Source organism: Allosphingosinicella sp., from assembly GCF_046295735.1.
In the GTDB taxonomy this organism is placed as follows: Bacteria; Pseudomonadota; Alphaproteobacteria; order Sphingomonadales; family Sphingomonadaceae; genus Allosphingosinicella.
This window is the reverse complement of sequence record NZ_JBKBMQ010000003.1, coordinates 172,913-191,949: the sequence shown is the minus strand read 5'-3', so window position 1 is coordinate 191,949 and position 19,037 is coordinate 172,913. Positions and strand designations below refer to the sequence as shown.

Annotated in this window: 18 protein-coding genes; 7 read left to right on the top strand and 11 right to left on the bottom strand. The window is 70.9% G+C overall.

Translation table 11 applies throughout. The annotated features are described in order from the left end of the window. Window positions 1-28: 28 nt before the first annotated feature. The 8 genes from tolB to ACK4K7_RS04755 all read right to left on the bottom strand — a co-directional run bounded on the left by tolB (window position 29) and on the right by ACK4K7_RS04755 (window position 7,459). A complete protein-coding gene (tolB, locus tag ACK4K7_RS04790) occupies window positions 29-1,381 on the bottom strand; it encodes a Tol-Pal system beta propeller repeat protein TolB (RefSeq protein WP_431864084.1) in 1,353 nt (450 codons plus the stop codon). Window positions 1,382-1,390: 9 nt separating this feature from the next. Next, window positions 1,391-2,269, bottom strand: a complete 879-nt coding sequence (locus ACK4K7_RS04785) for a cell envelope biogenesis protein TolA (RefSeq protein WP_431864083.1) — start codon at window positions 2,267-2,269, stop codon at window positions 1,391-1,393. Beyond that, window positions 2,269-2,709 (bottom strand): protein TolR, encoded by a 441-nt coding sequence (gene tolR / locus ACK4K7_RS04780; RefSeq protein WP_431864082.1) that lies wholly within the window; start codon window positions 2,707-2,709, stop codon window positions 2,269-2,271. Before tolR ends, ACK4K7_RS04785 begins: the two co-directional genes overlap by 1 nt. 143 nt (window positions 2,710-2,852) lie before the next feature. Next, window positions 2,853-3,536, bottom strand: coding sequence for a protein TolQ (gene tolQ / locus ACK4K7_RS04775; RefSeq protein ID WP_431864100.1), 684 nt, complete (start codon window positions 3,534-3,536; stop codon window positions 2,853-2,855). 14 nt (window positions 3,537-3,550) lie between these two features. Continuing rightward, complete coding sequence (ybgC, locus tag ACK4K7_RS04770) at window positions 3,551-4,006, bottom strand: tol-pal system-associated acyl-CoA thioesterase (protein ID WP_431864081.1); 456 nt, start codon at window positions 4,004-4,006, stop codon at window positions 3,551-3,553. A 108-nt stretch (window positions 4,007-4,114) separates the two neighbouring features. Continuing rightward, a complete protein-coding gene (locus tag ACK4K7_RS04765) occupies window positions 4,115-5,275 on the bottom strand; it encodes a DUF3089 domain-containing protein (RefSeq protein ID WP_431864080.1) in 1,161 nt (386 codons plus the stop codon). 17 nt (window positions 5,276-5,292) lie between these two features. Further along, entirely contained in the window at window positions 5,293-6,318 is a 1,026-nt protein-coding gene (gene ruvB, locus ACK4K7_RS04760; protein WP_431864079.1) for a Holliday junction branch migration DNA helicase RuvB, read from the bottom strand. A 46-nt stretch (window positions 6,319-6,364) separates the two neighbouring features. Further along, window positions 6,365-7,459 carry a lytic murein transglycosylase gene (locus ACK4K7_RS04755; protein ID WP_431864078.1) on the bottom strand — a complete coding sequence of 365 codons (1,095 nt, stop codon included), beginning with the start codon at window positions 7,457-7,459 and terminating at the stop codon, window positions 6,365-6,367. A 236-nt stretch (window positions 7,460-7,695) separates the two neighbouring features. Here ACK4K7_RS04755 and ACK4K7_RS04750 point away from each other — a divergent pair, with 236 nt between their 5' ends. From ACK4K7_RS04750 to ACK4K7_RS04725, 6 genes are all read left to right on the top strand, one after another. After that, window positions 7,696-9,027: a DEAD/DEAH box helicase gene (locus tag ACK4K7_RS04750; RefSeq protein WP_431864077.1), complete on the top strand. Its 1,332-nt coding sequence runs from the start codon at window positions 7,696-7,698 to the stop codon at window positions 9,025-9,027. A 44-nt stretch (window positions 9,028-9,071) separates the two neighbouring features. Next, window positions 9,072-11,093, top strand: a complete 2,022-nt coding sequence (locus tag ACK4K7_RS04745) for a TonB-dependent receptor (protein WP_431864076.1) — start codon at window positions 9,072-9,074, stop codon at window positions 11,091-11,093. A gap of 269 nt (window positions 11,094-11,362) precedes the next feature. After that, window positions 11,363-14,620, top strand: a complete 3,258-nt coding sequence (locus ACK4K7_RS04740) for an autotransporter domain-containing protein (protein WP_431864075.1) — start codon at window positions 11,363-11,365, stop codon at window positions 14,618-14,620. A gap of 152 nt (window positions 14,621-14,772) precedes the next feature. Continuing rightward, on the top strand, window positions 14,773-15,165 hold the full coding sequence (locus ACK4K7_RS04735; RefSeq protein WP_431864074.1) for a copper-binding protein: 393 nt from the start codon (window positions 14,773-14,775) through the stop codon (window positions 15,163-15,165). Between the two features lie 69 nt (window positions 15,166-15,234). Further along, a complete protein-coding gene (locus tag ACK4K7_RS04730; RefSeq protein ID WP_431864073.1) occupies window positions 15,235-15,942 on the top strand; it encodes a hypothetical protein in 708 nt (235 codons plus the stop codon). Between the two features lie 73 nt (window positions 15,943-16,015). Next, window positions 16,016-16,198, top strand: coding sequence for a hypothetical protein (locus ACK4K7_RS04725; protein ID WP_431864072.1), 183 nt, complete (start codon window positions 16,016-16,018; stop codon window positions 16,196-16,198). Here the strand turns inward: ACK4K7_RS04725 and ACK4K7_RS04720 are convergent, their stop codons facing one another. The 3 genes from ACK4K7_RS04720 to ACK4K7_RS04710 form a co-directional block, all read right to left on the bottom strand. Next, window positions 16,199-17,527, bottom strand: coding sequence for an aminotransferase class V-fold PLP-dependent enzyme (locus tag ACK4K7_RS04720; RefSeq protein ID WP_431864071.1), 1,329 nt, complete (start codon window positions 17,525-17,527; stop codon window positions 16,199-16,201). Between the two features lie 80 nt (window positions 17,528-17,607). Next, window positions 17,608-18,039 (bottom strand): TadE/TadG family type IV pilus assembly protein, encoded by a 432-nt coding sequence (locus tag ACK4K7_RS04715; protein ID WP_431864070.1) that lies wholly within the window; start codon window positions 18,037-18,039, stop codon window positions 17,608-17,610. Beyond that, window positions 18,036-18,542 (bottom strand): TadE/TadG family type IV pilus assembly protein, encoded by a 507-nt coding sequence (locus ACK4K7_RS04710; RefSeq protein WP_431864069.1) that lies wholly within the window; start codon window positions 18,540-18,542, stop codon window positions 18,036-18,038. Before ACK4K7_RS04710 ends, ACK4K7_RS04715 begins: the two co-directional genes overlap by 4 nt. A 148-nt stretch (window positions 18,543-18,690) precedes the next feature. On the opposite strand from ACK4K7_RS04710, the gene ACK4K7_RS04705 reads away from it, so the two are divergent. Next, on the top strand, window positions 18,691-19,005 hold the full coding sequence (locus ACK4K7_RS04705) for a polyhydroxyalkanoic acid system family protein (RefSeq protein ID WP_431864068.1): 315 nt from the start codon (window positions 18,691-18,693) through the stop codon (window positions 19,003-19,005). Window positions 19,006-19,037: the final 32 nt, after the last annotated feature.

The window sequence follows — 19,037 nt, the reverse complement described above, 5'->3', positions numbered from 1 at the left end:
TGAAGGTTCCCCCCGGGCGCGCGAAAACTCAGGGCAGGAGCGGCGACCAGGCCGGGTCCGATCCGTCGAGCGGGGTCGGCACGCGGCGCGAGGCGCGGCCGGTGAGATCCACCGTCCAGACGTCGGCGCGGCCGGAGCCCTGCGCGGTGCGGAAGAAGGTGATCACCCGGCCGTTCGGCGCCCAGCTCGGCCCCTCGTCCTGCCAGGCATTGGTGAGCACGCGCTCGCCCGATCCGTCCGGCGCCATGATGCCGATGCGGAAGCCCCCGCCGGTCTTGGTGAAGGCGATGAGGTCGCCGCGCGGGCTCCACACCGGCGTGCCGTAGCCGCCGCCGCCGAAGCTGATCCGGCGCTGGTTCGATCCGTCGGCGTTCATCACATAGAGCTGCTGCGATCCGCCGCGGTCGCTTTCGAACACGATCCGGCTGCCGTCGGGCGAATAGGAGCCGCCCGTGTCGATGCCGGGCGCGTTGGTGAGGCGCTGCGGCCGGCCGCCGCTCGCGGCGACGCGGTAGATGTCGGTGTTGCCGTTGACCGACATGGAGAAGAGGACCCAGCGGCCGTCCGGCGAGAAGCGCGGCGCGAAGGTCATGTGCGGCTCGTCCACCAGCGCCCGCTGTCGGCCGGTGCCGATGTCGTAGACGAACAGCCGCGGCCGATCGTCCTGATAGGACATGTAGACGATGGTCTGGTGGTTGGGCGCGAAGCGCGGCGTCAGCACCGTCCACTGGCCGTTGGTGAGGAAGCGGTGGTTGGCGCCGTCCTGGTCCATGATCGCCAGCCGCTTGGTGCGCCGGCCCTTCGGCCCCGTTTCGGAGACGTAGACCACGCGGCTGTCGAAATAGGGGCCCTCGCCGGTGAGGCGGGTGTAGATCGTGTCCGAGCATTTGTGGGCGGCGCGGCGCCAATTGGCCGGCTGCACCACGAAGCCCTGGCGGGCGAGCTCGGTGCGGGCGTAGACGTCGTAGAGATAGCAGCCGACGGTGAGCGTCCCGTCGCCGTTCGCCTGGACGAAGCCCTGGACCAAGGCCTGCGCGCCGCTGCCCGACCAATAGCCGAAATCGGGCGCCGTCACCTGGCTGTAGGCGACGGGGCGCAGCCGGTCCGGGCCGAGCGGCGTGAACAGGCCGGAATTCCTCAGATTGTTGGTGACGATCTCCGCCACCTGGCGGCCGAGGTCGGAGGTCTCGCCGGCGGCGGTGCCGACCGAGGCGGGCGTCGGCATCGCCGGGATGGCGATCGGCATCGGCGCCGAAATGCCGCCGACCACGTCGACCACGAGGCCGCCGGGTTCCTCGGGCGGGGTCTGGGCGGCCGCGGGCGCGATATGGGCGGCGGCGAGCGCGGCCAAAGCGATCGAAGCGAAAACGCGTACTTTCATGTCCTTACCTCACCCCGGCAATCTGTATCGAAGCGTGAAATTGCGCCAGCCGTTCGGCACTTCGTAAAGCTCCTGCGGAAGCCCGCGTAGCGGCGAGCAGCCGACGAAGGTGGCGATGGCGAGATCGGCCACCCGTTCGGCATAGCGGCGGTTCTCGTCGTCGATGCCGGTCTGGCGTCCGACGGTCGGCCGCGCGGCGAGCGAGCCGTCGCGGTTGAGGCGCAGGCTGATCGGCGTGACGATCCGCTCGGCGCCCGGACCGGGCGAGACCTGCCGGTCGGCGCAGGGCTGGACCTGGCGGAGGATGGCCGATCCGATGTCGGCCGCCGCCTGGGCGCTCATCACCGCGCCGGTCGGGCGCGTGTCGGTGGAGGGCGAGGGATCGCGGCCGATGCCTTTCAGGAGATCGGGGCCGAGCCGGGAGCCGCGCGGGCGCTCGGCGGCCGCGGTGCCGCTTTCCGTCGCCTTGGTGGCGGGAGGCGCGGCCGCCTTCTGCTTGGGCGCGGGCTGTTCGCGCGCCGGCTGCGGCCGCGCCTTTTCCTGCGCCGGCGCGGGCGCGGCCTGCTTGGGCTGGGGGCGGGGCTGCGGCTGGGGCGGCGCCGGCGCGGGTTCCGGCTGCGGCTGGGGCGGCGCGGGTTCCGGCTCGGGCGCGGGCGCCGGCTCCTCCGGAGGACCGAGTTCGGGCGCGACGCTCTGCGCCGGCGGCTCGATCGTCGGTTCGGGCGCGGACGAGACCAGGGCGACGTCCTCGGCGAAGCTCACCTCGATCGTCTGGACGGGCGGGGCCGGCACGTTCTGGGACGCGGCGAAGCCGACCGACAGCGCGACGAGCAGGGCGACATGGCCCGTCGTCGCGATGCCGAAGCCGGTCGCCTCCGCCCGGTCCATCAGCGTTCCTCGCCGCCCACCGTCACCAGCGCGACGCGGCGCAGGCCGGCCTGGTTGATCTCGCCCATCACCCGCATCACGCGGCCATATTCCAGGCCCCGGTCGGCGCGCAGGAAGATGCGCGGGCCGCCTTCCTCGGTGGAGCCGGCGGCGATCTGTTGTAGCCGCGGAGCCAGGTTCGCGGGCGCGACCGGCTCCTCGTCGATGAACAGCGAACCGTCGGCGTCGAGCGAGATCGACACCGGCTGCTGGTCCTGCTCCAGCGCGGCCGCCTTGGACTGGGGAAGGTCGACCTGCACGCCGGCGACCATCAGCGGCGCGGCGACCATGAAGATGATCAGCAGCACCAGCATCACGTCCACCATCGGCGTGACGTTGATCTCCGCCATCGGCGACCGCCGCCCGCGCCGCCCCGGGCCGAGGATGGGACCCATGGCCATCTAGAACTCCTCCCCGGAACGGGGAGGGGGACCGCCGGAACGGCGGTGGAGGGGGGCGAGCGCAGCGAGCATGGAGGCGCGGGACCCCTCCACCATGCTGCGCATGGTCCCCCTCCCCGTTCCGGGGAGGATTTCAACCCCCCTCATCCGTCCACCTCCAGCTCGCGGGAGAGGGTGCCGTGGAAGCCGTCGGCGAAGCGGGAGAGGCGCGCCTCCATGCGGTTGATGCCGTAGCTGAAGCGGTTGTAGGCGATCACCGCCGGGATGGCGGCGAACAGGCCGAGCGCGGTCGCGAACAAGGCCTCGGCGATGCCGGGCGCGACGACGGCGAGCGACGTGTTCTGCGCGCCGGCGATGTCCGCGAAGGCGCGCATGATGCCCCAGACGGTGCCGAACAGGCCGACGAAGGGCGCCACCGATCCGACCGTCGCGAGGATGTTGAGCCGGTGGGCGAGCCGGTCGACCTCGGCCGCGACCGCCGAATGCATCGCCACCGACAGGCGCGAACGCGTGCCTTCCTTGTCGATCGACCGGCCGGCGGTGGAGCGCCGCCATTCGGCGATGCCGGCGGCGAAGATCTTGGAGGCGGGCAGCTCCTCGCGGCCGCGCGCCTCGAAGAAGCGGTCGATGTCCTCGCTCTTCCAGAAATCGCGCTCGAAGCGCTCATTCTCCTGCGCGATGCGCCGCATCTTCAGCCACTGGCCGATGATGATCGCCCACGTCCAGATGCTCGCGAGGACGAGACCGATCATCACCGATTTGACGACGATGTCCGCCTGAAGAAACAATGCGACGGGGGACATGACGTCCGCTGCCCCGCCGTGCATTCCGATATTCGCCACTATTCCCCTTCCCTTTTCAGCCGTTCGAATGTGTCGATCCAGGCGCGCGGCTGACGCTTCGGACGGCCGTCCAACGTCAGGAACGCGGCCGTGACCGTAGCGTCGGTGAGGATTTCATCCCCCCGCATGACTCTCTGATGAATGACGCAGCTCGCGGCGCGGACCTCCACCACCTCGCTCACCACCACCAGCTCGTCGTCGAGCTTGGCGGGGCGGCGATATTTGATGGCGAGATCGGCCACGGCATAGACGCCCTCGCCCGCCTCGATCGCGTCACGCTGGGCGATGCCGACGGCGCGCAGCATGTCGGAGCGCGCCCGCTCCATGAACTTCAGATAATTGGCGTAATAGACGATGCCGGCGAGGTCGGTGTCCTCGAAATAGACGCGCAGGGCGAAGCGGTGGGTGTTGCCCACGAAGCCGCCGCGATATGGTATATCAATGGTCCCGCCCACCAAGCCGCTCTATCCGCGCGGAAATCCGGGGCAAGCCCATTCGCGTGCCGAGCGCCGAGCCGAGCGCTTTTTGCGTCGGAGGAAGAAGAAGCGTGCCGGGGCGCCGCGTCAGCGCCGCCGGCGCCACGCCTCGCTCTGCCGCTCGACGATGGCGACGAGATCGCCGAGCGCCAGGTTGACGTCGCCGAGATGAAGGCCCCAGCCCGGCTGGAGCTGGCCCGCCACCACGACGTCGCCCGGAATGTCGTCGGTGCGCGCGTCTGCGGGATCGGCATGGACCAGGACGGACAGATAGCCGGTCTGGCCGCGATTGACGCAAGCGGCGCTGGCGAGCCCCTCGGTGCGGACGAACGGCGTCGGCGGCGCGCCTTGGCTCGACCAGGCGACCGGCGGCGGTCCGCCCGGCGTCGGCGGCGCGGCGGTGAACCAATAGCTGTCGAGCTCCGGCCTGCCCTTGGCCAGCAAGGCGGGGTTGGTGCAGGCGACGGTCATGCCGGGGTTGGCCGCACGGCCGAACAGCGCGCCCGGCGGCGGCGGGTTGGTCGCCCGGAAGGAGACGTAGCTGACGACGCAGCCGGTCTGTCCCGGCCGGGTGCAGAGCGGCGTGCGCTGCAGGCTGCCGCCGACGTCGCGCCCTTCGGGCACTTCGACATTGTAGCCGATCAGCATCGCCGACAGCAGCCTTTGATGCGCCTCCGTCCCCTCGATCTCCTCGGCGAGCAGGCGGGTGAGATGGATCGTGCCCTGGCTGTGGCCGATCAGGACGAACGGGCGGCCCTGATTGTGGTTGGCGAGATAATGGCGCCAGGCGGCGCGCACGTCCTCGTAAGCGATGCCGCCGGCGCGATCGATATTCTCGCCCATCATCGCCCGGCGCAGGGCCGACAAGGTGAACTGGCGGTAGACCGGCGCGAAGGTGCGGCAGACCCCGGCGAAGCGCGCGAACTGGACGGCGGCGGCCGCCTGCTCCTCGACGCCGGGATTGAGGTCGCTGTGCAGCGTCTCGTCGCGCGAGACGGTGGGATAGACGTAGAAGCAGTCGGCGACCGGGTCCCGGGCGATCGCGCTCAGGCCGACCGAGCCGTAGCCGTTGGGGTTGAGCGCCGTCGTCGGCAGCGGCTGGCCGCAGGCGTCGGCCCGGCCCGGAAGGCACAGCCAGGTCGCCGGATCGGCATAGTCGGGCGCCGCGGCCTCGGTCTGCGCGGGCTGCGCCGGCGCCGCGGCACCGATCACGAGGGCGGCCGCGGCCGCGATCCATTTCAGCTTCATGTCCCCACCCCCTGCTGTCACTTGGCGTCGAAAAGTCCGTCCTGCGCGCCCTGCGGCGGCGGCAATCCCAGATGCGTCCAGCCCCGCCCGTTGAGGCAGCGCCCCCGCGCCGTCCGCGCGACGAGGCCGAGCTGGATGAGATAAGGTTCGATCACTTCCTCGATCGTGTCGCGCGGCTCGCTGAGCCCCGCCGCCAGCGTCTCCACCCCGACCGGCCCGCCCCGATAGATGTCGGCGATCATATGGAGATAGCGCCGGTCCATAGCGTCGAGGCCGAGCTTGTCCACTTCCATCCGGGTGAGCGCGCCGTCCGCCACCGCGGCGTCGACCCGGGGGGCGCCCGCGGCATGGGCGAAATCGCGCACCCGCCGCAGCAGCCGCCCGGCGATGCGCGGCGTGCCGCGCGAACGGCGCGCGACCTCGTGCGCGCCGTCCTCGGTCAGCGGCAGGTCGAGCAGACGGGCGGCGCGGCGCACCACCTGTTCCAGTTCCCCGACCGTGTAGAAATTGAGCCGCACCGGAATGCCGAACCGGTCGCGCAGCGGCGTGGTGATCAGCCCCTGGCGGGTGGTGGCGCCGACCAGGGTGAATTTGGGAAGATCGATCCGCACCGACCGCGCCGACGGGCCTTCGCCGATCATGATGTCGAGCGCGCGGTCCTCCATCGCAGGATAGAGGATTTCCTCCACCGCCGGATTGAGCCGGTGGATCTCGTCGATGAACAGCACGTCGCCGTCCTCGAGATTGGTGAGGAGAGCGGCGAGGTCGCCGGACTTGGCGATGACCGGGCCGGAGGTGGCGCGGAAGCCGACACCCAGCTCGCGCGCGATGATCTGGGCGAGCGTGGTCTTGCCGAGGCCGGGCGGGCCGAAGAAGAGCACATGGTCGAGCGCGTCGCCCCGGTGGCGCGCCGCTTCGATGAACACGCGCAGATTTTCGCGCGCAGCCTTCTGCCCGACGAAATCGTCGAGCGTCTTCGGCCGCAGCGCGGCGTCGAGATCCTCGGGCTTGCGCCCGGCCGAAAGGATGCGGTCCTGCTCCACTTGAGCCCGGCAGCTTTAGCGCAAGCCGGTGCGCTGTCGAGGGGGCTTAGGGGTCGGGCAGGCGCGGGCCGGGCCGGCCGGCGATCCGGTCCGCCAGCAGCTGCGCGGCGAAGGCGAAGCCGATGCCGGGCGGGGTGCCGTAGCGCGACCGGAAGGGGCTCGCATGGTTGAGCGGCGTCGCGTTGCGGGTGGTGAGGAACAGCGGCCCGTCCTCGCCGAACGGACGGACGAGCTCGCCGCCCGCGCTCCGCCACGCCTCCGGCCAAGGCCGCCCGTCCGGGCTGCGCAGGTAAGCGAGGGCGATGGAGCTGGGCGTGGCCATGCGCGGGTTGGCGGGATCGGGCGGCAGCACCTCGATGAAGGCCGGCACGCTGCCTTCCCAGGCGGCGAGGGTGCGCTGCAGGTTGCGCAGGATGTCGGCGCGATTGTCCCAGACGTCCGCCGTCCCGTCGCCGTCGCCGTCCTCCCGCCAGTCCCGATACTGGTCGGGCAGCCAGCGCACCTCGCCGATCCGCCCGTCCGCATAAGCGGTGAGCCGCGCGCGCGGGATGCGGCCTTCGGCGAGGATGTGGACCGCGTGGAACAGCTGGAACTCGGTCGCGGCGCTCGCCCGGCCGTAAGCGGCGGCGTTGGCGATCGCCTCGATCATGTCGAAGGGCGGCGGATCCACCCCGTAATCGGCGAGCATGCCCCACAAGGCGATCAGATATTCGGTCGGCACCGTCTGGTCGCCCTGGAACAGCGGGCGTCCGTGTAGCGCGGTGTAGAGGCGCCGGCCCTCCGCCACCCTGGCGGGAGTCACGTAGCGGCGCACGAAGGCGGCCGGATCGGCGGGCTCCGCCTCCAGCGTCTGGAGGACCAGCGGATTGGCGCGGACCGGCGCGAAGGCGCGCAGCAGGAACGGCCGCCAGGCCGGGCCGCTCTCCGCGATCGTGCTGCGGATCCAGGCGTCGAGCCGCGGGTCGCCGGTCGGCTGCAGCACCGGTTCGGGTCCGGCGAGAAAGGCGGTGCCTTCCGGAGGCGGCGGAGGGACCGGCGGCGGCGGCACGGAAGGCGGGGGCGGCGCCTCGGCGGGCGGCGACGCGGCCGGAACGCAGGCGGCGAGCGCCAGCGGCAAGAGGAGGAAAATCGGAAGGCGCATGGCGGATGTCCAAACTCCCGCTTCCGGGCGAAGTTGCGCGTTCGCTTGACTTTGGGGTCTCATGCGCCCACATCGCCCCCATCGAAGCGCCATGCAGCGTGAACGTCCCCACGGGACCGGCTCCGCTTCGTTTTTCCCAAGGCTTTCCCTTTTCACGCGGGTTGGCAGAACCCGCCGCGTCATCCGCGCGCCGTTTCGGCTGCGCGGAAGGCGCCGCTCTTATGTGAGTTACCTTCATGCAATTCGAACAACTCGGGCTGTCGCAGCCCGTCCTCCAGGCGCTCGCGCTCAAGGAATATGACACCGCGACGCCGATCCAGGCCCAGGCGATCCCGACCCTCCTGAAGGGCCGCGACCTGCTGGGCATCGCCCAGACCGGAACCGGCAAGACCGCCGCCTTCATGCTGCCGTCGATCGACCGGCTGGTGAAGGCCGACAAGCGTCCGCAGCCGCGCAGCTGCCGGATGCTGGTGCTCGCCCCCACCCGCGAGCTCGCCTCGCAGATCGCCGAGAGTGCCCGCGCCTACAGCCGGTTCAGCCACCTGTCGGTGGCGACGGTGTTCGGCGGCACGTCGATCGGCCGCAACAAGCAGGACGTGGCGCGCGGCGTCGACGTGCTGGTGGCGACGCCGGGTCGCCTGATCGATCTCGTCGAACAGGGCTTCCTCAGCCTCTCCAAGGTCGAGATCCTCGTCCTCGACGAGGCCGACCAGATGCTCGATCTCGGCTTCATCCACGCGCTGAAGGCGATCGTACGGCTGCTGCCGGCCAAGCGGCAGAGCCTGTTCTTCTCGGCCACCATGCCGAAGACGATCCGCGACCTTGCCGACCGCTTCCTCACCGATCCGGCCGAAGTGTCGGTCGCGCCGGCCGCCACCACGGCGGAACGGGTCGACCAATATGTCACCTTCTGCCAGCAGGCGGAGAAGCAGGCCCTGCTCACCATCATGCTGCGCGCGGGCTTTTCCGAGCGCGGGACGATGGACCGGGTGTTGATCTTCACCCGCACCAAGCATGGCGCGGACCGGGTGGTGAAGCTGCTGGCCGGCAACGGCATCGCCGCCAACGCCATCCACGGCAACAAGAGCCAGCCGCAGCGCGAGCGCGCGCTGGCGGCGTTCCGCTCCGGCGAGGTCAAGATCCTGATCGCGACGGACATCGCGGCGCGCGGCATCGACGTGTCGGGCGTCAGCCACGTCATCAACTTCGAGCTGCCGAACGTGGCCGAGCAATATGTCCACCGTATCGGCCGCACCGCGCGCGCCGGCGCGGCGGGCGTCGCCATCGCCTTCTGCGCGGAGGATGAGCGGGCCTATCTGAAGGGCATCGAGAAGCTCACCCGCCAGCGCATCGAGGTGGTGCCGCTTCCGGCCAATTTCCTGGCCGAGGCGGAGCGGATCAAGTCGACCCGCGCCGCCGCCCCCGCGGCCCGTCCGCAGAGCGCGGCGGCCGGCGAGGAGCGGGAACGCGGCCGCGTCCGCCGCCCGCGCAGCCGCCGCCCGAACTTCGGATCTGCCGGCGCGCCCAAGAGCAACCGCGCCCGGCGCCGCGCCTCGGGCCGCGGCTAAAGCAGAGGTGGCCATGGCGGCGGGTCGTCCCTAAGGCCCCCGCCATGGCCGCTTCCGCAATTCTTCCCCTCGTCCTTTCCGCCGCCGCCGCCCAGCCGTCCGAGATCGTCGTGACCGGCCGCGGGCTGGAGGCGCCGGCGGGCGAGCGGGTCTATGCGGCCGTGGAGATCGGCCGCGACCGGCTCGCGGCTTCCCCTTCCAACCGGCTGGACGAGCTGCTGCGCGAGGTGCCGGGCTTCCAGCTGTTCCGGCGCTCCGACGCGCGTTCGGCCAATCCCACCGCGCAAGGCGCGACCCTGCGCGCGCTCGGCGGCAATGCGTCGAGCCGCGCGCTCCTCCTTCTCGACGGCGTGCCGCAGACCGATCCGTTCGGCGGATGGGTCGCCTGGCCGGCCTACGATCCGCGCCGCCTCGGCGCGGTGCGGGTGGTGCGCGGCGGCGGCACCGGCGCGGCCGGACCCGGCGCGCTCGCCGGCACGATCGAACTCGAAAGCGCCGCTCCCGCCGACCTCGCGGGGCTCGGCGGCGGCATCTTTTATGGCAGCCGCAACGCGATCGACGCCTTCGCCGCCGCCGGCCTCGATCTGGGGGAGGGCTTCGTCTCCGTCTCCGGCGCCTGGATGCGCGGCGACGGCTTCGTCCCTGTGGTCGCCGCCCAGCGCGGCCCGGTCGACCGGCCCTCGCCCTACGACCAGAAGAGCCTGTCCGCCCGCGCCGTCGCGCCGATCGCGCCGGGCACCGAATTGCAGGCCGCCTTGCTGCTGTTCGACGACCGGCGGGAGCGGGGCACGGACTTGAGCGACGTCCGCAGCGAAGGCGCCGACGCCTCGCTGCGCCTGGTCGGCCGCGACTGGTCGGCGCTCGCTTATGTCCAGACCCGCGACTTCTACACCAGCTTCGCCGCCGCCAATCCGGCGCGCGACGCGGTCTCCCGCACCGCCGAGCAATATGGCGTTCCCGCGACCGGTCTCGGCGTCCGGCTCGAGGCGCGGCCGCGGCTCGGTCCGGTGGAGCTGCGCGTCGGCGGCGACTGGCGCGGCGCGGAGGGGCGGACGCAGGAGCGCTTCCAGTTCGTGGCCGGAACCGGCACGCGGCAACGCCTCGCCGGCGGGCGCACCGATACGTTCGGCCTCTATGCCGAGGGCGGCTGGGAGCGCGGCCCGCTCACCCTCCACGGCGGCGGCCGGATCGACCGCTGGCGGATCTCGGACGGCCGGCTCCTGGAGACGGTGTTCGCGACCGGCGAGCGGCTGACCGACGCCGCCTTCCCCGATCGCTCCGGCTGGCTGCCGACAGGGCGGGGCGGCATCGCCTATCGCGCCGCGGAGCCGCTGACCTTGCGCGCGGCGGCCTATCTCGGCTGGCGCCTGCCGACGCTGAACGAGCTTTATCGCCCCTTCCGGGTGGGGCCGGACGCGACCGCCGCCAATGCCGACCTGGATCCCGAACGGCTGAAGGGGATCGAAGCGGGCGCCGACTTTGCGGCGGGCGGCATGCGCCTCGGCGCCACCTTCTTCCTCAACCGGTTGGACGATGCGATCGCCAATGTGACGCTCGGCCGCGGACCGGGGACTTTCCCCGGCGTCGGCTTCGTCGCCGGCGAGTATCGCCAGCGCCGCAACCTCGACGCGGTCACCACGCGCGGCGTCGAGATCGACGGCGAGATCGTGCGCGGGCCGTGGCGGCTGGCGGCGGGCTACAGCTTCGCCGACGCCGGCGTGCGGGCACGCGGCCCGGCCGCGCCGCTGGACGGCCTGCGCCCCGCCCAGGCGCCGCGCCACAGCTTCGCGGGAACGCTGGGATGGCGGTCGCCAATGGGTCATGCGGCCGCGCTGTCCGCTCGCTATGTCGGCGCGCAGTTCGAGGACGATCTCAACCGGGATCGGCTCGCCCCCGCGCTCACCTTCGACGCGCTCGCCGGCATCGCCCTGTCGCCCGCTATGCGCCTTGAGGCACGGGCGGAGAACCTGCTCGACGCCAAGGTCGAAGCGGGCATTTCGGGCGCGGGGATCGTCGAACGCGCCACTCCGCGCACCTTGTGGATCGGAGTTCGCTGGGGCGGCTGAGGAACGTCCCGAAACGGGACGTTCAAATTCGGCACCCTTTCACAACGCCCCCCAGCTTTGGGGGCTAGCAAATTGATTCGGCTGCGGGAAACAACCTGTTCCAGCTACCGGCTCTGAACAGCCCAAGCGGTCAATTAACTTTTTTGTAAATATCTCTTTGCGTTGCGATTTTCTTCGCATAGCCTCCCGAACTTCCTGGGGGGGCGACTCGGGAAAATAACAGAACAGGAAACGCCTCCCCCCGGATGTAAACATGGGGAGACAGTCTGATGAGAAGTACCCGTTTCGCGGTGGTCCGTCGCAGCTTGCTTACGGCTACCGGGATCCTTCTGACCGCCGGCGTGGCCAGCGCCGCCACCGCGGCCGACCGGCCGACCGGTTCGGAAGAAAGCCCCGGCATCGTCATCCGCAACGATCTGAATCCGAACACCCTGCCGCCTTCCGGCATCCTCGACAGCGGGATCACCGGCGTCGGCCAGATGACGATTCGCGGCAACCCCGCCACGACCGGCATGAATCTGTGCACCGGCACGCTGATCAATCCGCGCACCGTGATTTTCGCGGCCCACTGCGTGAACACCCGCCCGGCGGATGTTTATGGCGTGAACGGCACGCCGTTCGGCCCGCACACCGGCGGCACGCCGATCGCGTTCGGCTTCAACGCCGACAATCTTCCCGCCGTGCGGCTCTGGCTGGGCCTCTCCTCCGGCGACGGCGAAGCGGCCAACCCCGCGCTGCTTCACAAGACCAACCTTGCCCGCGCGCTCTATGCGGTGGAGCAGGTGTGGTGGGATCCGCGCTCGCTGAATCCCGGCTCCAGCGGCTTCCTCACCGCCGACATCGCCATCGCGACGCTCGACACGCCGGCGTTCGACATTCCCACCTGGGCGGTGCTTTTCTCTCCGCTCGACGGTCCGACCAACGCGCTGCAGATCGGCTACGGCAATGCCGGCCGTGAGAACCAGGGCGCTTCGGGTACGCCCGGCGGCATCGCGATCGACTGGCGCCGCCGCACGGCCGAGAACATCATCTCGCTGCTCGGCTCGCTCGACGATCGCAACCAGTGGCTGTTCGGCAGCGGCAGCGTCGTCAACAACCTCTACATGCTGAGCTTCAACGATCCCAATCCGGCCTACAACCCGGCCGCAGGCAAGTTCGACTTCGGCCTGTTCGGTGGCCCGGAGCGGGGCGATCCCGTGCGTCCGCGCGAAGGCACGACCGCGGGCGGCGATTCCGGCGGGCCGCTGGTCGTCGAAGACAAGTACGACCGCCAGGTGGTGGCGGGCGTGCTGTCGGGCGGCTCGCGCTTCTTCGCCGCGCAGCAGTTCCACAGCTACGGCTCGCACAGCTTCTACCAGCCGCTGCATGCCTATTGGGAGACGATCGTCGCCAACAATCCCTATGTCTATGCCGGTAACAAGGGCGGCAACGGCAATTGGGAAGACGCCAATCACTGGGTCCAGCTGATGGATCCCAACTACATGATCGACGTCAACGGCCAGTTGGTGAACGGCCTGCCGAACACGCCGGAAGAAGGCGTGAGCGGATCGGGCGCCAAGTGGGGCTATATCTGCTTCCTTGACGATTGCACCCAGCTCGACCAGGCGGCGCCCACCGGCACCGGCAGCTATATCGTCGTTCCGGGCGGCCCGGGCTCGACCAACTTCGTGCCCAACAACCGCGTCGCCAATCCGTCGCAGGGCATCAAAGCGCGTTATTACGACGTGACCCTCGCCGCCCCGGGCATCACCACCCTGAGCTCGGCCGTGACGATTGACCGCATGACGCTCGACGGCCAGACCCGGCTCGACGTGCGCCAGGGCGGCTCGCTTCGCGTGCTCGGCGAATATAACCAGCTGAACGGCTGGACCAATGTCGACGGGCTCGTGCACAGCGGGCGCGACGCGCTGGTCCTGAGCGGCCTGCTGTCGGGTTCGGGCACCTTCCGTGCGCCCTACGTCACCGTGGTCGGCGGCATCGTCGCCCCCGGCGGCGCGGACCGGATCGGCACCCTCACCGTCGACGGCAACCTGGTCATGTCGTCCGCCTCGGCGCTGTTCATCGATGCCAACCGTCAGGCCGCCGACCGGCTCGCCGTGACGGGCGCGGCTTCGCTGGGCGGCTCGCTGGTGATGAACAAGGCTCAGGGCGCGGCGCCCAAGCATGGGGACAGCTTCGTCATCCTCACCGCCAATGGCGGCGTCACCGGCACGTTCGGCCAGATCTACGCCTTCCAGGGCGTGCTCCGTCCGGAGCTGACCTATGGTCCGAACAGCGTCACCGCCAACCTGCGCGCGGGCAGCCTCGCCAATCAGATCGGCCAGTCCGGTCCGACCGAACAGGCCTTCGCCCGTGCGCTGGATCAGCTGCGCGGCAATTACTACCACCAGCTGGGCAGCCTCTACGCCTCGATCGACCTGATGGATTCGGCCACCCTGTCGCGCACTTTGCGCGGCCTGGCGCCGGACATCGCGACCGAGAACCGGGTGCTGCAGGAGCGGCAGAGCCGGGTGCTGCTGAACACGATCAGCGACCGTCTCTCCAGCCTCGGCACGGCGTCGGGCGGGCATCTCAGCGTCAACGGCTCGGGCGCGATGCTCCAGTCGCTGGCCGAGGGCCGTCCCTCACCGACGCTCGGCTTCCAGAGCATGGTGCCCTCGCAGGCTTCGGCGAAGGTCCTGCCGGAAGGCATGACCGGCTTCGTCAGCAGCGGCTACACCACCGGCGGTTCCACGATCGGCGACAGCCGGGCGGGCATCGGCGGCGGCCAGCACAGCGTCCATGTCGGCATGGGCCTGGAGATGGAGATGGCGCCGGGCCTCACCGTCGGCAGCGCCTTCGGCTATGCCGACGGCTTCTCGGCCGCCGGCGCGCTGCAGGGCCGGACCGAGGCGCGGACCACCCAGGCGGCGGTCTACGGCTCCTATCAGCTGGGCGGCGGCGCCTATGTCGCCGGCCTCGCCTCGGCCGAGAACAGCCGCACGACCATGCAGCGCAGCGCCAGCACCGGCGAGATCGCCTTCGATCTCTACGGCGCGACCGCCACGCAGCGTTACACCGCCATGGCCGAAGCCGGCGTCAACCTGACGGCGGCCCCGGGGCTCACCGTCACGCCGCGGGCGCAGCTGGGCTATTCGTCCTACCATCTCGGCGGCTTCCGCGAGAATGGCGGCGACCTGGCCCTCCACCTCGACGATCTGAAGCTGCAGCGCCTCGACGCCCGCATGGGCGCCCGGGTCGCGGGCAGCGCCAGCGTCGCCGGCTGGACGGTCGAGCCGCAGCTCACCGCCGATCTCGTCAGCACCCTGTCGGGCGCGAACGACGGCATGGCGGTGCGCTTCGCCAACGCGGCGGGCCACACCTTCTACCTGCCGATCGCCAACGGCGACCGGATGTGGGGCGAAGTGCGCGGCGGCCTCAAGATGACCAGCGGCCGTCTCTCCTTCGGCGCCGGCGTCGAAAGCAGCATCGGCCGGTCCGACCTGCGCGACGACCGGGCGGTCGCGGACTTCACCATCCGCTTCTGACCCGAAGCTCCCCGTGAAGGGGACATTGACCCGCGGGCGCCACCCGGTGCCCGCGGGTTCTTTTTTTGGCGGGAACTCCCCTCTATCCGCACCGCCCCTCTTCCTCTATTCTCCTGAAGTCTGAAGGGTTTCGCCTGACAAGGGGGCCGTCCATGCACCGCCTGCTGCCGATCGTCGCCGCCCTGCTCCTCGCATCCCCCGCGGCCGCCTTAGCGCCCGACTGGCGCCAGGCGATCGCGCACGACGTCCTGCTCGCCCCCTGGCGCTACGAGCCGCGCACGATCCGGCTGGAGGCGGGCCAGCCGATCCGCCTCACCCTGGTCAACAACAGCGAAGTCGCCCAGCATTTCGCCGCCCGCGACTTCTTCGCCGCCGCCCGGATCCGCGAGGAGGACGAGGCGATCGTCCGCAACGGCAATGTCCGGCTCGGCCCCGGCGAACGTCGCACCATCGCCCTCGTCCCCGCGCCCGGCCGCTACCGGGTGCGCAGCGCCAATCTCTTCCACCGCCTGCTCGGCATGTCGGGGCTGATCGTGGTGGAATAGCCACGGCCGCTGTCTTATGCTAATAACACGGTTATGAGCGGGAGAATCGCCGTGGGCAAGGACAGGAAGATGAAGATTCCCAAGGAAGTGGCCGGCATCAAGGTGCCGAAGAAGCTGCGCAAGAAGGCGAAGAAGGCGTTCCGCATCGCCGAGGATCCGGCGGCGCGCAAGCTGGCCATGGCGGCATTCGGCGCCGCGGCCGCGTCGCTCGCCGCCAAGAGCGGTCGGCGGCGCGCGCATGCGTGCGGTGAGGCCGGGGCGGAGGCGGGCGACGCCTTCCGCGCCGCGCGCGAACAGGCGCGCGAGGCGGCCCGCGAGGTGCGCGAGCAGGCGTGGGTGGCCGCCGATCAGGCCCGCGCCGTGGCCCATGACGCGCGTGAAGATCTCCGCCGTGCGGCGGGACAGGTGCGCGACGACGTGGCGGGCGCCGCCGAAGAGGTGCGGCGCGAGGCCACGAAGATCGGCGACGCGATCCGTGCCGCGCTGGGCGAGGCCGCCAAGCGGCTGCTCGACGAGCTGGAAGAGGCGCGGGAGCGGCTGGAGCGCGCCGCAGCGGAGGCGGCCGACGCGCGGGCCGCCGAGGAGCAGGAGGCCGAAGGCGCGGCGGCCGAGGCCGAACGGCAGGAGCAGACCGCGGCCGCCGAAGCGGAGGAAGCCGAACGCGCCGCCCGCGCCGAGGCCGAGGAAGCGGAACGCGCCGCCCGCGCGGCGGCGGAGAACGCCAAGAGTAACCGGCCCAAGCGCGGCAATGGCGGCCCCCGCCCCAAGCCGGCCTGATCCGCGCCCCCGCAGGAACCCCGGCCCCGCGCGCCCGTTCCCTTTGCTCCACGCCAGTCAGGAGGAGCATCGGGTGCGCGACAATCCGGAGGGCCGCTACGGCCGGGGCATGAGCATCGCCTTGCTGCTCGTCCTCATGATCCTGGTCGCCGTGCTGGTCATCTGGGCCTGGCAGGACACGCCGCCGGACGCGCCGTCCGTCCCGGCCACCGCGGTGCCCGACCGCGTGCCCCACGCCGCGCCGCCCGGCTCCTGATCAGGCGAGCGCCCGCACCGCTTCGATCGCCACGTCGACTTCGCCCGCGCTGTTGCGGATGCTGGGGGTCAGCCGCACATGCGGGATGGCGTAAGGCGCGACCGAGGCGATGATCTTGCGCTGGCGCAGCCGCGACACCACGGCGTCGGGAGACATTCCGTCGATGTCGAACGAGACGATCCCCGCCGACCGGTCGTCCTCCATCGGCGTCAGCAGCGTCACGCCGTCGATGCCGCGCAGCCCCTCCTTCAGCCGCCGGGCCAGAGCATGCGTGCGCTCGGCCACCCGCGCCTTGCCGATGCCGCTTTGCCATTCGAACGCCTCGGCCAAAGCCCATTTGTGTTCGAACGCCTTGAACCCGCCCGGCGTCATGCGGGCGCCGTTGTTGGGCCCCGGATCGCCCTCGCCCGTGATCCAGGCGTCGAAGCCGCCGCCTTGTTCGATGAAGCTCGGAATGGCCGGAATCAGCGGTTCGAAGCCCAGCGGGCCGGCGGCGACGATGCCGGTGCCGCGCGGCCCGAACAGCCATTTGTGGCAGCCGGCCATGAAGAAGTCGCAGCCGAGATCGGCCAGGGTGAAATCCTCCACCCCGAAGCCATGGACCCCGTCCAGGCAGAAGAGGATGCGACGCTCCTCCGGCCGATCGCGGTTGAGCTCCGCTATGGCGTCGGCCACCGCCCGCGCGGGAAGCTTGTAGCCGGTCGAGGAATGGACCCAGGTGAGCGCCACCACCCGGGTCCGCGGCGTCACGCCCGCCAGGATCCGCGCCACCGCCTCGTCCGGGCCGAGCGTCTCCGTCCTCTCGTAGAGCGGCACCTGCACCACCCGCGCGCCGCTGCGCTCGGCGAGCAGGCGCAGCGCCTCGATGGTGACGTAATAATCCTGCTCGGTGGAGACGATCTCGTCGCCGGGCCGCAGCCGCAGGCCGTTATAGACGAGGCCGACGCCCATCGTCGTGCTGTCGGTCAGCGCAACCGCGTCGGTGCCGACGCCGAGATAGTTCGCCGCCGCCTCGCGCGCCGCGTTCATCCGCGGCCGGTGATTGTCCTCGAGATAGGTGACCGGGTCCCGGTCCAGCCCGCGCCGGTGGCGCTCGATCGCCTCGCGCACCGGCCGCGGGTGGGAGGAGATCAGCATCGCGCTCATGTGGATCGTGTCGGGCGACAGAGCGAAGGCGGCGCGCACGTCCTGCCAGCGACCGGCCGAGGCGGCGACCTCCTCCGGGCTGTGGAGCGGCCCGGCCGCCTGCCGGTCGCAGCCGGCGAGCAGCGCGGCGCCCGCGGCCGCGGCCCCGGCGCTGACGACGAATTCACGGCGGTTGAGGCTCATCTGCGCTCCCTCGTCCGGCGGAGCGCCGGCGACGGGCAAACGGCAGCGCCGCCGGAATCGTTCCGCGCCCGCGCCGTTCCTCAGCTCTCGGGACGCGGCGGCTGGACGTAGGCGCGGCGCGTCTCGCGCAGCGTGATCGGCGGCGTCTCGAAGAAGACGAAGTTGAGCGGCATGGCGTAGCGCATTTCGATGTCGACGAAATGGGCGCCGCTGCCTTCGACCTGCTGCCATTCGATCTTCGGCTCGGTCACGCGGCTCTCCTTCATGCCGAACCGCGCGCCTTCGATATGGGCGATCAGCTCCTCGTCGGTCGGGCGCGGGAAGATGGTGGCGTAGCGCGCGCCTTCCGCGACGGCATGGGTGAGGCCGTTGCTGGCGATGAACAGCATGCCCAGCTGCAGCATGCCGAAGATGAGCAGCAGCAGCACCGGCGCCACCAGCGCGAATTCGACCGCGCCGAGGCCGCGTTCGGAACGGATCAGGCGGCGAAGCAGGCGGGGCGCGCGGTTCATTGCACCCTCAGCGACGAGACGGCGGTGAACCGGATCGATCCGTCCGGCTGCGCGCCTTTGAACAGCTTCGACAGATAGCCGAAGCTGAAGCTCGGCATGTGGCTCTTCCACACCTCGATCGCGATGTAGCGGGCGCCTTCCGCCGCGCCGCAATCATGTTCGAAGGCGCGCTCCGCCGTCTCGGTGCCGCAGCGGGTCCATTGCCGCAGGCGCACCTGCGCCTCGGGCACGTCGGCGGCCTGCGCCGCTTCCGCGCGCAGGAATTCGTAATCGCTTCCGACCACGCCAACGGCCGCCATCTCGATCGTGCGGTGCACCGCCTGTTCGAGCGCGAGGCGGCTGGCGAAGGCGCGGGCCATGTCGATCGTGCCGACCAGCATCACGAAGATGATCGGGAGGAGCAGGCCGAACTCGACCACGCTCGTTCCCCGCGCATCGCGGCCGAGCGGGCGCACGAGGCGCGCGCCGGAGGGATGCCGTGCCGGCGGGACGTTTGCGGACATTGCGGTTCCTCGATCCGGTTGCGGAGGCCGAACCTAGGAGGGACGCGGTAAGCATGGCGTTGCGGAAGATGGTAAACGGCCGCGCTCCGGCCGCCCAGATCGTTGAAAAGGCTTGGCCGAGGCCCGCGACAGCCGCTAAGCCCCTGCCATGAGCAAGCCCGTCATCGTCGATCTTCCGCACAGCCTGGGCGCGGCCGAGGCGCGCCGCCGCATGCAGAACGGGCTCGGCAGCCTCAAGGACCATGTGCCCGGCGGCGCCCAGGTGCGCGCCAACTGGATCGGCGACCGGCTCGACCTCGAAGTCGATGCGATGGGGCAGACCGTGTCAGCGCGCATCGAGGTGTTCGAGGCGATCGTGCGCCTCGAAGTGCTGCTGCCCGGCATGCTCGGCATGTTCGCCGGCCCCGTCGAAGCGCTGCTCCGCCGCAAGGGCGGCGAACTGCTCGAAGACAAACGCGCCTGATTCCCAACGCCTCCCTGGCCGGGAGGTGGTGG

Coding starts and splice junctions, on each gene's coding strand:
- tolB (WP_431864084.1), bottom strand. CDS start 1,381: ATGAAAGTACGCGTTTTCGCTTCGATCGCTTTGGCCGCGCTCGCCGCC.
- ACK4K7_RS04785 (WP_431864083.1), bottom strand. CDS start 2,269: ATGGACCGGGCGGAGGCGACCGGCTTCGGCATCGCGACGACGGGCCAT.
- tolR (WP_431864082.1), bottom strand. CDS start 2,709: ATGGCCATGGGTCCCATCCTCGGCCCGGGGCGGCGCGGGCGGCGGTCG.
- tolQ (WP_431864100.1), bottom strand. CDS start 3,536: ATGCACGGCGGGGCAGCGGACGTCATGTCCCCCGTCGCATTGTTTCTT.
- ACK4K7_RS04765 (WP_431864080.1), bottom strand. CDS start 5,275: ATGAAGCTGAAATGGATCGCGGCCGCGGCCGCCCTCGTGATCGGTGCC.
- ACK4K7_RS04755 (WP_431864078.1), bottom strand. CDS start 7,459: ATGCGCCTTCCGATTTTCCTCCTCTTGCCGCTGGCGCTCGCCGCCTGC.
- ACK4K7_RS04750 (WP_431864077.1), top strand. CDS start 7,696: ATGCAATTCGAACAACTCGGGCTGTCGCAGCCCGTCCTCCAGGCGCTC.
- ACK4K7_RS04745 (WP_431864076.1), top strand. CDS start 9,072: ATGGCCGCTTCCGCAATTCTTCCCCTCGTCCTTTCCGCCGCCGCCGCC.
- ACK4K7_RS04740 (WP_431864075.1), top strand. CDS start 11,363: ATGAGAAGTACCCGTTTCGCGGTGGTCCGTCGCAGCTTGCTTACGGCT.
- ACK4K7_RS04735 (WP_431864074.1), top strand. CDS start 14,773: ATGCACCGCCTGCTGCCGATCGTCGCCGCCCTGCTCCTCGCATCCCCC.
- ACK4K7_RS04730 (WP_431864073.1), top strand. CDS start 15,235: ATGAAGATTCCCAAGGAAGTGGCCGGCATCAAGGTGCCGAAGAAGCTG.
- ACK4K7_RS04720 (WP_431864071.1), bottom strand. CDS start 17,527: ATGAGCCTCAACCGCCGTGAATTCGTCGTCAGCGCCGGGGCCGCGGCC.
- ACK4K7_RS04715 (WP_431864070.1), bottom strand. CDS start 18,039: ATGAACCGCGCGCCCCGCCTGCTTCGCCGCCTGATCCGTTCCGAACGC.
- ACK4K7_RS04710 (WP_431864069.1), bottom strand. CDS start 18,542: ATGTCCGCAAACGTCCCGCCGGCACGGCATCCCTCCGGCGCGCGCCTC.
- ACK4K7_RS04705 (WP_431864068.1), top strand. CDS start 18,691: ATGAGCAAGCCCGTCATCGTCGATCTTCCGCACAGCCTGGGCGCGGCC.